Here is a 14,372-nt window from a genome sequence, read left to right on the forward strand (position 1 = left end):
CGGATAGAGACCGAATGGATCGACGCGTGATCAGAGTCGAACTTCCGCCCGCACATGCCGGAGTCACCGCTGCGCTGCGCAAGGCGTTTGCGGCGGTTCCCGTCGCGAGCACCGATCAGGAGTTCGACGACCTCCTCTCGCGTCTGGGCTGATCTCGGCCCTTCTTCCCCCTAACGTTTCGGCAAGACCGGCGAGTACACAAAAAACCCGGCAACCTTGCGGCTGCCGGGCAGATTGGCGCCTGGGCGGAGACGACGGCTAGTGGTCGCGTCCGCCTGACAGATCATCGACCTCGCCCATGATCTGGGCCAGGGCGGAGGTGTTGGGATCGGTTTTGTGCTGCCGCCGCGAAGGCAGCTTGCCGCCAGATAGAAGCTGCTCGAGCGCGACTCGGCCACGGGCGACGCGGCTCTTGATCGTCCCGACCGCGCAACCGCAGATTTCCGCTGCTTCCTCATAGGCAAAGCCGCCCGCCCCGACGAGGATCAGGGCTTCACGCTGCGGCTGGGGCAAGTGCATCAGCGCCCGCTGCATATCACCCAGTTCGACATGGCGATCCTGGCTGGCCGGCGCAGCGAGAAGTTTCGAGGCGGTCAGTTCGTCCCACTCGCCCTTGAAACGGGCACGGCGCATCTGGCTGAGGAACAGGTTGCGCAGGATGATGAAGGTCCACGCCCGCATGTTGGTCCCCGCCTGGAAGCGCTTGCGCGCCGCCCAAGCCTTCAGCAGCGTTTCCTGAACCAGATCGTCGGCCAGGTCGCGGCTGCCGGACAAGGACCGTCCGAACGCACGAAGGTGCGGGATGACCTGTGCCAGTTGATCCTTGAAATCCGGATCGGACAGGGGAACCCAGTCGATCCGCGGCGCTTCCTGCACCTCTTCTTCGTCGACGTTGTCGCTCACCCGATCCCCACCCTCAGCAGCCTGCATCGCAGCCGCGTTTTCGGTCATAGCATTCATGAGCCTCGTTCCGAAATGCGGCGGTTAACCGGCGACCAGAACGATGATGGCGAAGATCAGGATTACGAGGCCCAATCCGCCAAACAGCGCCACCCGCGCCACCCCGGGCGTTGTTCCGGCACGCGCTTCCGTTCCGGTGAGATGTTCCGGCTGGTCATTATTCATGCTGCGTCGATTCCCAGGAATGTCGATTTGGTGCAGGAACGCAACGATGGGAACTCCAGTTCCCAAAGCTGACACAGTTTAACTGGCGGGAACCGTCGCCGCATCGAAGAACAGCGCCTGCGCGATCGCGGCCTTCACCGTCGCCCGCTGGAACGGCTTGGTGATCAGGAAGGTCGGTTCGGGCCGGGTGCCGGTCAGCAGGCGTTCGGGGAAGGCGGTGATGAAGATCACCGGCACCGCGAATTCCGCCAGAATGTCACGGACCGCGTCGATTCCGCTGGAATCGTCCGCCAGCTGGATGTCTGCCAGTACGAGGCCCGGCGGGTGGGCCCGCGCCTGGGCGACCGCTTCGTCGCGTGTGACCGCGACGCCCGTCACATTATGGCCGAGGTCGCGGACGATAGTCTCGATATCCATCGCGATGATCGGCTCGTCCTCGATGATGAGCACGTCGGCGAGCGTCTGGCGCTCGATCTCTTCGAGTGCTTCGGACACCAGGCTGTCGACGTCCTGTGGAGACGCGCCGATCAAATAGCCGGTGTCGTTGGCCGAAAACCCCTCGAGTGCGGTTAGGAGCAACGCCTGGCGCGACAGCGGAGTGATACGTGACAGGCGCGCCTGCGCGATCCCTTCCGGGCCGGCGAAACCGCCCACGGTGCCCTGCGGCTCGTCCCCTTCCTCGATATTGGCAGTCGACCAGATCGCATGGAACGTCTTGTAGAGCCCAAGGCGAGGCTCGACGTCCCGGGGAAAATCTTCCGGCGAAGCGACGATCGCTTCCAGCGCGGCCCGGACGAAAGCGTCGCCGTGGGTCTGGCTGCCGGTGAGCGCGCGCGCATAGCGGCGCAAGAAAGGCAGGTGCGGCGCGAGTTCCTGGCCAAGCGACATGTTTTGCAGTGCTCCTAGCGTGTTTTGCGGCCCCTATTGGGAGCGACAATCGGATTGTGCAAGCCTCGCGCCCGCCCTGCACGAGAGGCAAGGCCACAGGCGGAACTTGTTTTTCAGCGAGCGGAACAAAGCATTGAGCACTTGGTTTCCAAGCGCGAAGAAGTCGTAGCAGTTGACGTGTCGACTATCCGACTTCAAAGGGGCTGGGTCTAACTGACAATGGTGTCATCCGAAGGTGAAGACAGTGATTCCGCGCACCCGAACAAGGGGGACGACAGCTTGAATGCTCGCACCACCGCCGAGCAGAAGCCGGCTGGATCACCGTCTGCGTCCAACGAGAATGCGCCTTCCAAGCAGCCCGGGAAGACGCGCAAGCGCCGCGTTGCCTCTGAGCCGGACGACGTAAGCCGGGTGCTTCGCGGCGTTTACGACGACACGCTGCGCGAAGATGTGCCCGACGATTTCATGGACTTGCTCGGCAAGCTGAGCTGAACGGTGGCGCGGTGATCGCATCGTGAGCCGTTTGTCCGGTTGGTTTCAGCGCCTTCCCACTACAGGTAAATTGCTGGTCATCCTGTCCGCGGCCATTCTGCCGCTGGGCATCGTCCTGGGCTGGGTCGCGGCCCAGGGTATCAACGCGGCCAATCGCGCGCTCGTCGCTCGGGCGGACTCCGAAAGCCTGTCCGCACTGCGGTCGGTCGACGGATTGATCGCCCGCAATGCGCTGGCACTGCGCATCGCCGGCAATGCCGCGCTGCGCGAACCGGACCGCGACTTTTGTGCTTACGCCTTGCGATCGCTGTCGGTCGTCGCCGATCCACCGCGCAACTTTTCGTTGCAGGATGCCAGCGGCAACGTCCTGTGCACGGTCGGATCCATGGCGCCGCAACGAAGCGCATTGCTGGTTCCGCCCGGCGGAGTGCGGCTGTGGCTCTCGCCCGGCGGCAGCCTGCTTTATTATCGTGTCGGCGTGATCGGGGGGATGGCCACCGGCACCCTGACCCGCGAACAGCTGCGCGCAGCGGCCGAAGCGGCGCAGGGCGATATCGAACAATTATCGGTCAGCGACGGGGCGCAGAGCATGCGGCTGGTGACCGGCACGGCGTCGACCGGCCGGCTGCAGCATGATGTCATCGAGCGCGAACGCAGCGTTGCCGGCGGGCAGTTGAGGGCCCGGACCGGCGTGCAGATCGAGCGCATTCCCGCGGTCGACCGCGGCCTGATCCTGCTGCCCTTGCTGATGTGGATCGCGGCGGCCTTTCTTTCCTGGCTGATGGTCAGCCGTTTCCTGATCAAGCCGCTCCGGCGGATGCAGCGCGCGGTCACCGCCTACCAGCCCGGCAGCGCGGAACTGACCTTGCCCGACCGGCTCGGCTCGGCCGTCGAAATCCGGGAGCTGGGCCAAAGCTTCGGCCGGGCGGTCGAGCGGATCGAACAATCGGAAAAGGAGATGGCGATCGCGCTGGAAGGCCAGCGCAAGTTGGTGCGCGAAGTGCATCACCGGGTGAAGAACAATCTTCAGGTTATCGCCAGCCTGCTCAATATTCACGGCCGCAGCGCCGGCACTGCCGAAGCGCGCGATGCTTATTCGTCGATCGGCCGCCGGGTCGATGCGCTCGCCGTCGTGCACCGCAATCATTATGCGGAGCTGGAGGAAAACCGCGGCATCGCCTTGCGGCCACTGCTCAGCGAGCTGGCTGCGTCCCTTCGCGCCAGCGCACCGGAGGGCGCCCGCTCGCTGAACATCGATCTCGACCTGGAAAGCCTCAACACGACGCAAGACGTCGCAGTGGCGGTCGCCTTCCTCGTGACGGAGGTGGTGGAATTCGCCATGCTGAGCCGTCCCGACGACCCGGTCGAGCTGACCCTCCGCCGGACAAGCGATCTTTCGGCACGGTTCGAGATTTCCAGCGCCATCCTCAATCCGGAAATGGCTGAAGAGCCCGACCGCAAGCAGTTCGAGCGGATCATCGGTGGCCTTGCCAAACAGCTCCGTTCGACCCTTGACCGCAAGCTTGGTCGCTACAGCGTGGACCTGCCGGTCTTCCCGCCCCGCTGAGGCGGAAAAAGTTTTAAAAAAAGATTCAACCGGCGGGAACCGGGGAGCGGGTATCTCGTTCTACACTTCGGATAGTGACCTTTTGCCCCCCCGCTCTCGCTATCCGCTTACATGGGCCCGGATCCGCCAACCCTCCCCCCCCCCGGTGGCGTTTCCGGGCCCACTTGTATCTGGGCCTCATCGACATCGCCGACCAAGGGTTGCGTCACCCGCCGTGACGCCCGCCAGTGCGTCAGGCGGATCGCGATGATGGTGAACTCATAGAGCAGGTAAAGCGGGACCAGCAGCAGCAGCATCGACACGGCGTCCGGCGGCGTCAGCACGGCCGAGACCGCCGCGCAGACCACGATCGCATGTCGACGATGCTTGGTCAGTGTCTCGCGCGTGATCAGCCCGGCCCGCTCCAGCAGCATCAGCAGCACTGGGGTCAGGAAGGCGACCCCGAAGCCGAACAGAAACCGCGTCACGAAGCTGAGGTAATTGCCGACTCCCGGCAGCGCTTCCTGCGTAACGCCGCCGACATTGCCCTCGAAGCTCAACAGAAATTTCAGCGCCCAGGGCATGGCGACGAAATAGGCGAATGCCGCCCCTCCGCCGAAGAAGAAGGGGGTCATCAGCAGGAACGGCAGGAACGCCTTCTTTTCCTTCACATAAAGCCCGGGGGCGACGAAGCGCCACGCCTGGGTCGCGAAGACGGGGAAGCAGAGCATCAGAGCGGCAAACAGCGCGACCTTCACCTCGGTGAAAAACGCTTCGAACACGTCGGTGTAGATGAGCCGGCCCTGTCCGGCGGCGAGCAGCGGCTGGACCAGCACGGCAAAGATCGGCTTCGCGAAGTAAAGACAAAGAAAGAAGGCGCCGACCAAAGCGGCCAGGCTGATCAACAGTCGGCGGCGAAGCTCGACCAGATGCTCCAGCAGCGGTGCCTTGGTTTCGTCGATGTCCTTCACGGCAGCGGCCGGTCGCGAACATCGGGCTCCGGCAGGGGAAGCTGCGGCTCATCACGTCCGTTGGCGTCGGGGATCGGAGGCGGAGGCGGGGGAAGCTCCGCGCCCGGATAGGGGAGCGCCACCGGATGCTCACGCATGATGCGCTCGTTCTCCTCGCGCCATTTCTTTTCCATTTCCTCCAGTTCCGCCTCCCGCATCATGTTTTCGATGCCGGCGGTGAAATGGCGGGCATGGGCACGGGCGCGGCCGACCCAGCGGCCGACGGTCCGCATGGTGGTCGGCAGTTCCTTGGGACCGATGAAGATCAACGCCAGCACGGCGACCAGGAAAAGCTCGCTGCTGTCGACGCCGAACATGGCGCGAAACCCCTGCTAGCGGGGCTGCTGGTCCGACGGCGGCGGGGGCGCGACCGGATCGGCGGCGCGGGCGTTGGGGGTGACGTCGATCGGACGATCCTGCGTTCCCAGCCGGCGCTGTTCCTCGTGGCGGCGCTGGGCCTCGTCCTCGTCGTCGGCCATGCCCTTCTTGAAGCTCTTCAGGCCCTTGGCGACGTCGCCCATCATGTTGGAAAAGCGGTTGCCGCCAAACAGCAGCAGCACGATCACCGCGAAAATCAGGATATGCCAGAGGCTGAAGCCGCCCATCATTGTTACTCCGAAAACGTCAGGGGCTATCTAGTCCTCTTCGTCGGCGCTTTCCAGTTGCAGCTGGCTTAGCGCCAGATCGACCGGATCGAGCAGGCCCGCCGCCTTCAGATCGTCGATCCCCGGAAGGTCGCGCCGGGATGCGAGGCCGAAATGGCTGAGGAACTCTGCCGTGGTGGCGTAGAGCAGGGGGCGCCCCGGGCCTTCGCGGCGGCCGGCCGGGCGCACCCAGCCCGCCTCCATCAGCACGTCCAGCGTGCCCTTGGAGATCTGGACACCGCGGATGGCTTCGATCTCCGCCCGGCTGACCGGCTCATGATAGGCGATGATCGCCAGCGTTTCGGTCGCGGCGCGCGACAGGCGGCGCGGCTCTTCCCGCGTGCGGCGGAGCAGGTGGGCAAGATCGGCAGCGGTCTGGAAATGCCAGCGCCCGCCCCGTTCGACCAGATTGATGCCGCGCCCGGCATAGATGTTCGACAAATCGGCCAGCGCAGACGGGACGTCCCCCTCCCCCGTGTGCAGCATGATCTCTTGCGGAGTGAGTGGCTCGGCAGATGCGAACAGGGTCGCTTCGACGGCACGGATGAAGTCGTTGATCATGACCGTGCGCGGACCATGATCGGGGCGAAGGGGCGTTCCTGCGCAAACTCCAGCCGGCCCTTGCGAGCGAGTTCCAGCGTGGCCGCGAACGAGGAAGCAAGGGCAGACTTGCGAAACTGCGGGTCCTGGCTGGCGGGCAGAAAATGCTCCAGGTGAGTCCACTCGATCCGGCTTCCGACCAGTGCCGACACCCGCTCGATGGCGGCCTCGAGCGTCCACACGGCGCGCTGGGCGACCACATGCATTACGGGTGCCGACCGGGCCCGAACGGCGCCGTAGGCGACGTAAAGGTCGTAGGCGCTCGACTGCCACGCGGCCTTGCGAACCAGCCGCAATCCTTCCGGGGCTGCGCGGGTGAAGACATCGCGGCCCAGCCGGTCGCGCGCCATCAGCCGGGCGCCCGCGTCGCGCATTGCGTCGAGCCGCTGCAGCCGCAGCTGAAGGCGGGCGGCAAGTTCCTCGGGGCTGGGGTCCTGCTCCGGGTCCTTTGGCAGCAGCAGGCAGGACTTCAGATAGGCGAGCCAGGCGGCCATCACGAGATAGTCCGCCGCGATCTCCAGCTTGAGCGCCTTGGCGCCGTTCAGGTAGGCGAGATATTGTTCGACCAACTGCAGGATCGAGATTTGCGCCAGATCGACTTTCTGGGCGCGGGCGAGGTTGAGCAAGAGGTCGAGCGGACCCTCCCACGCGCCGAGGGAAAGCTGCAACTCCTCCTCGCGACGCAGGGCAAGTTCGGCGGTCATCGAGCGGAGATTAGCGCAGTTCTCATGCTAGGCCAGCGCCAGCAGCTCGTCCCGCTTGGCGGTGGCCGCCGCAAGATCGGGCGCGGTCTCGTCCTCGACCAGCGCGCCGGCCATGGCCCGAGCCAGCCGCGCCTCCGCGTCGGGGGTCAATTCACCGACATGCGCGGCGACGTCGATCATCTCGTCGAACTTGCCGGAACAGTGCAGCGTGGCGTCGCACCCGGCAGCGATCGCGCTGGCGGAGCGTTCACCGGCGGAACCACGGAGCGCCTCCATGCCGATATCGTCGGTCATCAGGAAGCCCCCGAAGCCGATCCGTTGCCGAATGATCTGCTCGATCACGAGTGGCGACTGGCTCGACGGCCGTTCCGCATCCCAGGCGGTGAAGACGATATGCGCGACCATGCCCATCGGGGCGGCGGCGAGACGCTCGAACGGTTCGAGATCGATTGCCAGTTCCTCGTCGGAGGCGGTCACCACCGGCAATTCCTTGTGGCTGTCGACAAGGGCACGGCCATGGCCGGGCATGTGCTTGACGACACCGACGACGCCGGCGCTGGCCATGCCGTCGAGCACGGCGCGGCCGAGTGCGGCGACCTGCATCGGCTCACCGCCGTAGGCCCGGTCGCCGACGATGTCGGTCGCGCCCGGTTGACGCACATCGAGCATTGGCAGGCAATTGACGTTCACGCCCGACGCCTTGAGCAGCAGGGCAATGGCCCGCGCGTTCATTCGTGCGGCCTCGATCGCGGAGCTGGGCGCGGCCTGATACAGGCGGTCGAACGCCTCGCCGCTGGGCAGCTGCGGCCAGACCGGCGGCCGCATGCGAGCGACCCGGCCGCCTTCCTGGTCGATCAGGATCGGCACGTCTGCGCGCCCGTGCAGGTCACGCAAGGAACTGGTCAAGGCGAGCAGCTGTTCGGGCGACTCGCAATTGCGCCGGAAGAGGATGTAGCCGGCGGGATCGCAGTCGAGGAAGAAAGCGCGCTCCTCCTGCGTCATCGTCAGCCCGGCCAGGCCGTAGATCGCAGCCTGCATCAGCGCACCACGAAGCAGGCTTCGCCCGCGACCTTGAGCAGCTGGCAGGCGCGACTTGCCTCCGCCGCCGACCCGAAGCCGGCACGAAGGCGGTAGCCGCCCTGATAGGGCACGACGATCTTGCCAGCGCCGGCAACGGCCGAGAAGCGTCCGGAAAGCGTGTCCCACGCCGAATTGGCCGCAGCCTGGCTTGGGTAGAAGCCAAGCTGAATACTGGATCCCGCTGGACCGGCCGGTGCAGCCGGTGCTTCGGCGGGGGCGGGAGGATTGTCGGCCGGGGCGCTTTCAACGGGTGCCTTGGGGGCGGGCTGCGGCCGGGCGATCGGCTCCTCGGGAACCGCACCGAGATCGAGCTCGGCGTCCGTTTCCTCGCCGGCACTGGTGGCGTAAGCAGTGCCGCTGTCGCCGGCGACATCGAGTCCGCCCGGGTCGATTGGCTTGATCTTGTAGGGTCCGGGCTCGGCTCGGATCAGTTCGGGCGGGCCACTGCCCTCCCCGCCGCCTTGACGGCCAAGCCAGAACAAGGTGCCGGCGACCAGCCCGGCCGCAAGCAGCACGACCGCGATGACGGCCAGCATCTTGCGGGCGGACAGCCGCGGCGCATCGTCCTCGTCATCGACCGCTTCAAGCCACGGGAAGTTGGCATCCCCAGCAGACGCCCCTCTTGCTTCCATCAGTATACCACCGTGCAATTCTGTCGTTTCTTTTCGAGTTGCTGACAGATGACCTCGGACTGCGCCTGCGAGGCCGTCGCCAGCTGCAGCCGATGCATCCTCGTCGCCTTGCCGTCGGTCGAACGGACATCGAGCGGTGAGATCAGCCTTGGCTTGGTTGCGAGATAGGGCCAGGTCTTGACCAGCTGCTGCCAGGCAAACTCCGCCTGGGATTGTGTCGGATAGGCGCCGACCTGGATGATGCGGCCACGGACCACGGGTTGGACCACCACTGGCGCAGCATCATTCTCCGACGCTGCCTCGGGATCGGCGGCTGGTGCAACCGTCCGCGCTCGCGGCCTTGCGACCGGCCGCGGAGACGCAGAACCGGAGGCCGGAGCGGGTGTCGTGACGACCGGCTGATCCAGCGGCTCCACAGCCGGAACGTCTGGTTCGACTACGGCATCGGTCTGCGGCGCCTCGTACGGTTCGTCGAGCGGCATCGACGGCTGTTCCACGGGGTCGGCGGGCGCCATCGCCTTACGGATGCCAAGGTAATAAGCGGCGACGGCCACGAACGCGAAGGCCAGGCCGATCAGCACGGCGCCCCACGGGAACTTCCAGCGCTGCTTGGGTGGTGGCGGCGCGGGCGTGCGCGGCACCTCCGTGAGCCACGGCAAACGATCATTCGAGGCGGCCGGTTGGGCCAAGATCAGCGCATCTCCTCTGCCGCCTCGACACCCATCAAGGCGAGGCCGGAGCGGATAACCTGCTGCACCCCGCGCGCCAGTTCAAGCCGGGAACGGCTAAGCTCGGGCCGGTCTTCCAGCAGGAACCGTCGCGATGGATCATCATTGCCCCGGTTCCACAGTGCGTGAAACGCCGCGGCAAGGTCGTAAAGGTAAAAGGCGATGCGATGCGGCTCATGCGCCAGCGCCGCGCCTTCGATCACCCGTGCATATTGCGCCGCGAGCTTGACCAGCCCGAGTTCCTCGTCGTCCAGCAGATCGAGGTCGGCCGGCTGGTCGAGCGCGATACCGACCTCCGCCGCCTTGCGCCCCAGCGAAGAGATTCGGGCGTGGGCATATTGCACGTAGAAGACGGGGTTGTCCTTCGACGCTTCCACCACCTTGGCGAAATCGAAGTCGAGCGGCGTGTCGGCGCGCTTGGTCAGCATCATGAAGCGGACGACGTCCTTGCCCACCTCCTCCACCACATCGGCCAACGTGACAAAGGAGCCGGAGCGCTTGCTCATCTTCACCGGCTCGCCGGCGCGGAACAGGCGGACCATCTGGACCAGCTTGACGTCGAGATCGACCTTGCCGTCGGTCAGCGCCCGGACCGCAGCCTGAACGCGCTTCACCGTTCCGGCATGGTCCGCACCCCAGATGTTGACGAGATGGTCGGCATTCTCTGCCTTTTGCAGGTGATAGGCCGCGTCCGCGCCGAAATAGGTCCAGCTGCCGTCCGACTTCTTCATCGGCCGGTCCTGGTCGTCGCCGAACTCGGTCGAGCGGAACAGGGTCAGTTCGACCGGTTCCCACTCGTCATGCTCGGACAGGCTCTTGGGCCGCTCCAGTTCGCCCTGGTAGACCAGCCCCTTGGCCCGGAGCGCTTCCATTGCCCGCTCCGGTGCGCCGGAAGCCTGAAGCTCCGCTTCCGAACTGAACTTGTCGTGATGGATGCCGAGCAGGCCCAGATCGTGGCGGATCAGGTCCAGCATCGCGGCCACCGTCCGCTGCTTGAACACCGGCAGCCAGTCGGCCTCCGGAGCGATCACGTACCGATCGCTGAATTCGGCGGCGAGCAGCGCGCCGACCGGCTTCAGGTAATCCCCGGGATACAGGCCTTCCGGGATCTCGCCGATCTCCTGCCCGAGCGCCTCGCGGTAACGCAGGTGGGCGGAGCGGGCGAGCGTGTCGACCTGACTGCCCGCGTCATTGACGTAATATTCGCGCGTGACCGTGAACCCCGCCGCTTCGAGCACGGAGGCGAGCGCGTCGCCCACCACGGCGCCACGGCAATGCCCCATGTGCATGGGGCCGGTGGGATTGGCGGAGACATATTCGACGTTGACCCGCTCCCCGCCGCCAATGTCGCGGCGGCCGTAGCGGTCGCCTTCGGTCACGATTGCGCGCAGTTCGTCCCGCCAGACGTCCGGGGCCAGGCGAAGATTGATGAAGCCAGGCCCCGCCACCTCGACCGCCGTGACGCCCGGCAATTGCGCCAGCCGGGGTTCGAGCGCGGCCGCCAGTGCGCGCGGATTGGTCCCGGCGCCCTTGGCCAGAACCATGGCGGCGTTGGTCGCCAGATCCCCATGCGCGGGATCGCGCGGAGGCTCGACCGCCACCGCCTTGCGCGGGAGGCCGGAGGGGAGTGCGCCGTCGTCCGTCAGGCGGTCCAGCACTTGATGAAGCTGATCGGAAAAGCGGGCGTACAGGCTCAAGGGATCTCGACTTTGCTGGAAACGAATGGGTTTGCCGCCTCGTAGCGCAGGCTCGACCGGTCGTCACGACCTATGGCGCCCTGCGTCCGCTATGATACCGTCGTTAGCCTACGTTGTGTTCGCGTCGCGTCGGTCTAGACGAGTTGCAGGGAGCAACGGACATGAACGATGGCTCGGGCCAGCGACGGGCGGTGCGTACCGCGATCGGCAAGGCTGCGGTCCTGCTGGATGCCAGCGGGAATCAATTGCCGGTGACTTTGGTCGACCTGTCGGCCGAGGGGTTCCGGATCGAAACCGCGGAAACCTTCGAGGTCGGGGAGCACGTCCGAATCAAATTTGGAAAGGACGAGCCGCTCGCCGCGCAGATCCGCTGGGTCGCCGGGCGACAGGCCGGCGGCGTATTTCTGTGCCCGCCCCGCGCAACGATCTAGGCAACCAGCAGCTTCAACTCCCGATTGGTATGGACGAAGCGCCCGGGCTCCGCTCGGCCAACGGGGCTCGCCAGCGCCCGAGCGACCAGTGCTGCGTCGATGCCCTGGTAGCGCTCCAGCTTCCCGCGAAGCAGCGGATTGACGATTGGGCTAACAATTATGCCGAGGCGCTCCAGCCTGCGGCTGTCGCCGGGCCGGTCGCCGAGCAAAAGGCCGGGACGGGCGATGTCCAGCCGGTCGAAGCCGATCGCGGCCAAGGCCTCTTCCACCTCGCCCTTCAGGCGGAGATAGCGGTTGCCCGATAGCGGGTTGGCGCCAACGGACGAGACCGTAATGAACTGGCGCGCTCCCGCGTCTCGTGCCGCCCGCGCGAAGGCGAGCACGGTATCGCAATCGACCGCCGCGAACCGGTCCCAGCTTCCGGCCTTCTTTCGGGTGGTCCCAAGCGTGGACACGGCGACATCAAGCTGCGCGCCTGCCAGCAGGTCCGGCCACGCGTCGCCCGGTCCGAGCCGCTCGTGCCGCGCGCCGCTTGGGTTGCGGCCAAGAACGAGAAGGTCATGCCGCTTCTCCAGCAACGGCCACAGGTTCCGGCCGATCAGGCCGGTCGCGCCGATGGCGGCGATGCGCAGCGTCATTGGGAAAGCGTACAACTTCTGCGGCGCAAAGCTACGCTTCAGGCGGCGGCGGACGCCCGTTGGCCGTCCCGCCCGACGATCGCCTCGAACTGTTCGATCCGGTCGGGTGAGCCGATCAGGAAGCCCTGCACCTGGGTGCAGCCTTCGTCCGCCAATTGCTTCAACTGCTCGGCCGTCTCGACCCCTTCCGCGACCACCGGCATTCCAAGCCCGCGAGCGAGCCCGATCACCGCGTGCACGACCGCCATGGCCTGCTGGTTCGAGCCCATGTCGCGCACGAAGCTACGATCGATCTTGACCTTGTCGAAGGGGAACATCCTGAAATAGCTGAGCGATGAATAGCCGGTGCCGAAATCGTCCATGGCGATGCCGATGCCGAGCGCTTTCAGCCGCCGCAGCATCTGCAGCGCGGCGTCCGCGTCGCGGATCAGCACGCCTTCGGTGATCTCCAGCTCCAGCCGTTCCGGCGCAACGCCCCAACGGGCCAGCGCCTGCTCCACGTCGGCCGCGAAATCGCCCTGCAGGAACTGCATCGGCGACAGGTTCACCGCGATCTTGAGCGGCGGGGCCCAGCGGGCGGCCTCGGACAGGGCCAGGTCCAGGACATACTGGCCAAGCTCGACGATCAGGCCGCCCTCTTCGGCGATCGGAATAAATAGCTCCGGCGAAAGCTCGCCCCTCACCGGATGATGCCAGCGGGCCAGGGCCTCGAACCCGAAGATGCGGCCATCGTCGAGTGACGCAAGCGGCTGGTAGTGGAGCAGGATTTCGCCGCGCGACAAGCCGTGGCGGAGGTCGTTCTCCAGCTCCCGCCGTTCGCGCGCAAGCCGGTCCATCTCGGCATCGAAGAAGCAGGACGACCGCCGTCCCCGCTCCTTCGCCCGATACAGCGCCAGATCGGCATTGCGCATCAATTCGATGGCGTCCTCCCCGTCATCGGGGTGCATTGCGATGCCAACGCTGAGGCCGACATGGGCAACGCGGTCTTCGACAGCGAAGGGCGAATCGATTGCCGCGATCAGCTGCTTGGCAACGGTCGCAGCCTCGTTCGCCGTCGCATCGGGGAGCAGGATGGCGAACTCGTCGCCGCCGAGCCGCGCCGCTACGCCGCGGCCATCGAGCGTAAGGCGAACCCGCTCCGCCACTTGCACGAGCAGCCCGTCGCCGATCGCATGCCCGTAAAGATCGTTCACCGCCTTGAACCGGTCGAGATCGATGCACAGCAAAGCGCCAAGCCGGCCGTCGGCACAAAGGTCTCGCAGGCTCCGGCTGAAGGTCGCCCGGTTCGCCAAGGCGGTCAGATCGTCGTGCTCGGCGAGATACTGGATCCGTGCTTCCGCGCTGCGGCGATCCGTCACATCTTCCGAGATCCCGATGATCAAGCGCTGCCCGTCCGCGGCCTCCACGCTCAAGCGCCGAGTACACAGCACCCGCACCTCGTCATCGTCGCGCCGGAACTGGCTTTCGAAGATCGTGCTGCTGCCGCTGCGCAGCATTTCGTCGTCGCGCGCCATGTATGACGGCCCCACGTCCGGGAACAGCTCGGCATCCGTGCGGCCGATGACCTGCGCCCGTTCGAGGCCGATCGATTCCTCACCCTGCTTGTTGAGCAGCAGATAGCGGCGCGTGTCTGCGTCCTTGACGAACAGCATGGCCGGCAAATGCTCCAGAACCGTATCGAGCAGGGCCTGGGTGCGCTCCTTCTCCTGCCGGAGCTCGTGACGAGCCGTCACATCACGAATGACGGAAGCGAAGCCGCCGGGCTTGCCGGTGGCGGGATCGGTCCACATCGCGAGCGAAAGCTCGATCGGAAACTCACGCCCGTCGCGATGGACAGCCGGAACCTCCACCGTTTGCCCGGCCAGCTTGGATTCTCCGCCACCGGCCACGCGGGCCATGCCGGCGGTATGCGGGCCGTGCATTCGTTCCGGCATGATGATGGTAAGCGGTCGGCCGAGCGCTTCCGCCCGGCTCCACCCGAACATGAGCTCCGCCGCGCGATTCCAGTGGATGATGCGATTGCCGATATCGGCGCAGACAAAGGCGTCGTTGGTAACCGAATCGATCAGGGCCGCCGCCTTGGCGGACAGCTGCCCGTCCGACGATGCCTGATCGGCAAGGACGCTGGCGGCGGATAACGGCATGAATCACTCCCCG

General features: G+C 66.0%; 18 protein-coding genes. 4 read left to right on the top strand and 14 right to left on the bottom strand.

Features of this window, described 5'->3' with window-relative positions:
* The first annotated feature begins 26 nt into the window (after positions 1-26).
* A complete protein-coding gene (locus AC4GYS_RS00480; protein WP_491107159.1) occupies positions 27-152 on the top strand; it encodes a hypothetical protein in 126 nt (41 codons plus the stop codon).
* Positions 153-258: 106 nt separating this feature from the next.
* Here the strand turns inward: AC4GYS_RS00480 and AC4GYS_RS00485 are convergent, their stop codons facing one another.
* The 3 genes from AC4GYS_RS00485 to AC4GYS_RS00495 all read right to left on the bottom strand — a co-directional run bounded on the left by AC4GYS_RS00485 (position 259) and on the right by AC4GYS_RS00495 (position 2,013).
* Positions 259-951, bottom strand: coding sequence for a sigma-70 family RNA polymerase sigma factor (locus AC4GYS_RS00485; RefSeq protein WP_491109329.1), 693 nt, complete (start codon positions 949-951; stop codon positions 259-261).
* A gap of 33 nt (positions 952-984) precedes the next feature.
* On the bottom strand, positions 985-1,125 hold the full coding sequence (locus AC4GYS_RS00490; RefSeq protein ID WP_491107160.1) for a hypothetical protein: 141 nt from the start codon (positions 1,123-1,125) through the stop codon (positions 985-987).
* Between the two features lie 78 nt (positions 1,126-1,203).
* Positions 1,204-2,013 (bottom strand): response regulator, encoded by an 810-nt coding sequence (locus tag AC4GYS_RS00495; protein WP_491107161.1) that lies wholly within the window; start codon positions 2,011-2,013, stop codon positions 1,204-1,206.
* A 279-nt stretch (positions 2,014-2,292) separates the two neighbouring features.
* Between AC4GYS_RS00495 and AC4GYS_RS00500 the strand changes: the two genes are divergently transcribed.
* Both AC4GYS_RS00500 and AC4GYS_RS00505 read left to right on the top strand, forming a co-directional pair.
* Entirely contained in the window at positions 2,293-2,505 is a 213-nt protein-coding gene (locus tag AC4GYS_RS00500) for a NepR family anti-sigma factor (protein WP_491107162.1), read from the top strand.
* 22 nt (positions 2,506-2,527) lie between these two features.
* Complete coding sequence (locus AC4GYS_RS00505) at positions 2,528-4,072, top strand: sensor histidine kinase (RefSeq protein WP_491107163.1); 1,545 nt, start codon at positions 2,528-2,530, stop codon at positions 4,070-4,072.
* A 107-nt stretch (positions 4,073-4,179) separates the two neighbouring features.
* Here the strand turns inward: AC4GYS_RS00505 and tatC are convergent, their stop codons facing one another.
* The 9 genes from tatC to argS are packed head-to-tail and all read right to left on the bottom strand — an operon-like array spanning position 4,180 to position 11,146.
* Entirely contained in the window at positions 4,180-5,022 is an 843-nt protein-coding gene (gene tatC, locus AC4GYS_RS00510) for a twin-arginine translocase subunit TatC (RefSeq protein WP_491107164.1), read from the bottom strand.
* Positions 5,019-5,378 (bottom strand): Sec-independent protein translocase protein TatB, encoded by a 360-nt coding sequence (tatB, locus tag AC4GYS_RS00515; protein WP_491107165.1) that lies wholly within the window; start codon positions 5,376-5,378, stop codon positions 5,019-5,021. Before tatB ends, tatC begins: the two co-directional genes overlap by 4 nt.
* Positions 5,379-5,393: 15 nt before the next feature.
* A complete protein-coding gene (locus tag AC4GYS_RS00520) occupies positions 5,394-5,666 on the bottom strand; it encodes a twin-arginine translocase TatA/TatE family subunit (protein WP_491109330.1) in 273 nt (90 codons plus the stop codon).
* A 30-nt stretch (positions 5,667-5,696) separates the two neighbouring features.
* Positions 5,697-6,266 (bottom strand): SMC-Scp complex subunit ScpB, encoded by a 570-nt coding sequence (scpB, locus tag AC4GYS_RS00525; RefSeq protein WP_491107166.1) that lies wholly within the window; start codon positions 6,264-6,266, stop codon positions 5,697-5,699.
* Positions 6,263-7,009 (bottom strand): segregation and condensation protein A, encoded by a 747-nt coding sequence (locus AC4GYS_RS00530; RefSeq protein WP_491107167.1) that lies wholly within the window; start codon positions 7,007-7,009, stop codon positions 6,263-6,265. The genes scpB and AC4GYS_RS00530 overlap by 4 nt, the downstream gene beginning before the upstream one ends.
* A gap of 27 nt (positions 7,010-7,036) precedes the next feature.
* The gene (nagZ, locus tag AC4GYS_RS00535) at positions 7,037-8,047 is read right to left on the bottom strand and encodes a beta-N-acetylhexosaminidase (RefSeq protein ID WP_491107168.1); all 1,011 of its coding nucleotides are present in this window, start codon (positions 8,045-8,047) and stop codon (positions 7,037-7,039) included.
* The gene (locus AC4GYS_RS00540) at positions 8,047-8,721 is read right to left on the bottom strand and encodes an SPOR domain-containing protein (RefSeq protein WP_491107169.1); all 675 of its coding nucleotides are present in this window, start codon (positions 8,719-8,721) and stop codon (positions 8,047-8,049) included. Before AC4GYS_RS00540 ends, nagZ begins: the two co-directional genes overlap by 1 nt.
* Positions 8,721-9,410: a hypothetical protein gene (locus AC4GYS_RS00545; protein WP_491107170.1), complete on the bottom strand. Its 690-nt coding sequence runs from the start codon at positions 9,408-9,410 to the stop codon at positions 8,721-8,723. Before AC4GYS_RS00545 ends, AC4GYS_RS00540 begins: the two co-directional genes overlap by 1 nt.
* A gap of 2 nt (positions 9,411-9,412) precedes the next feature.
* Complete coding sequence (gene argS, locus AC4GYS_RS00550; RefSeq protein WP_491107171.1) at positions 9,413-11,146, bottom strand: arginine--tRNA ligase; 1,734 nt, start codon at positions 11,144-11,146, stop codon at positions 9,413-9,415.
* Positions 11,147-11,307: 161 nt separating this feature from the next.
* Here argS and AC4GYS_RS00555 point away from each other — a divergent pair, with 161 nt between their 5' ends.
* The gene (locus tag AC4GYS_RS00555) at positions 11,308-11,577 is read left to right on the top strand and encodes a PilZ domain-containing protein (RefSeq protein ID WP_491107172.1); all 270 of its coding nucleotides are present in this window, start codon (positions 11,308-11,310) and stop codon (positions 11,575-11,577) included.
* On the opposite strand, the gene AC4GYS_RS00560 is transcribed toward AC4GYS_RS00555, so the two are convergent.
* Positions 11,574-12,215: an NAD-dependent epimerase/dehydratase family protein gene (locus AC4GYS_RS00560; protein WP_491107173.1), complete on the bottom strand. Its 642-nt coding sequence runs from the start codon at positions 12,213-12,215 to the stop codon at positions 11,574-11,576. The two genes, AC4GYS_RS00555 and AC4GYS_RS00560, sit on opposite strands and share 4 nt — an antisense overlap.
* 38 nt (positions 12,216-12,253) lie before the next feature.
* On the bottom strand, positions 12,254-14,359 hold the full coding sequence (locus AC4GYS_RS00565) for a putative bifunctional diguanylate cyclase/phosphodiesterase (protein ID WP_491107174.1): 2,106 nt from the start codon (positions 14,357-14,359) through the stop codon (positions 12,254-12,256).
* Between the last annotated feature and the right edge of the window lie 13 nt (positions 14,360-14,372).

The sequence above is a fragment of the Sphingomonas sp. SP1 genome, from assembly GCF_058313395.1.

What these genes read in the sequence shown, in the direction of transcription:
- AC4GYS_RS00485 (WP_491109329.1), bottom strand. Translation starts at nt 951, where the DNA reads ATGACCGAAAACGCGGCTGCGATGCAGGCTGCTGAGGGTGGGGATCGG.
- AC4GYS_RS00490 (WP_491107160.1), bottom strand. Translation starts at nt 1,125, where the DNA reads ATGAATAATGACCAGCCGGAACATCTCACCGGAACGGAAGCGCGTGCC.
- AC4GYS_RS00495 (WP_491107161.1), bottom strand. Translation starts at nt 2,013, where the DNA reads ATGTCGCTTGGCCAGGAACTCGCGCCGCACCTGCCTTTCTTGCGCCGC.
- tatB (WP_491107165.1), bottom strand. Translation starts at nt 5,378, where the DNA reads ATGTTCGGCGTCGACAGCAGCGAGCTTTTCCTGGTCGCCGTGCTGGCG.
- AC4GYS_RS00520 (WP_491109330.1), bottom strand. Translation starts at nt 5,666, where the DNA reads ATGGGCGGCTTCAGCCTCTGGCATATCCTGATTTTCGCGGTGATCGTG.
- scpB (WP_491107166.1), bottom strand. Translation starts at nt 6,266, where the DNA reads ATGATCAACGACTTCATCCGTGCCGTCGAAGCGACCCTGTTCGCATCT.
- AC4GYS_RS00530 (WP_491107167.1), bottom strand. Translation starts at nt 7,009, where the DNA reads ATGACCGCCGAACTTGCCCTGCGTCGCGAGGAGGAGTTGCAGCTTTCC.
- nagZ (WP_491107168.1), bottom strand. Translation starts at nt 8,047, where the DNA reads ATGCAGGCTGCGATCTACGGCCTGGCCGGGCTGACGATGACGCAGGAG.
- AC4GYS_RS00540 (WP_491107169.1), bottom strand. Translation starts at nt 8,721, where the DNA reads ATGGAAGCAAGAGGGGCGTCTGCTGGGGATGCCAACTTCCCGTGGCTT.
- AC4GYS_RS00555 (WP_491107172.1), top strand. Translation starts at nt 11,308, where the DNA reads ATGAACGATGGCTCGGGCCAGCGACGGGCGGTGCGTACCGCGATCGGC.
- AC4GYS_RS00560 (WP_491107173.1), bottom strand. Translation starts at nt 12,215, where the DNA reads ATGACGCTGCGCATCGCCGCCATCGGCGCGACCGGCCTGATCGGCCGG.
- AC4GYS_RS00565 (WP_491107174.1), bottom strand. Translation starts at nt 14,359, where the DNA reads ATGCCGTTATCCGCCGCCAGCGTCCTTGCCGATCAGGCATCGTCGGAC.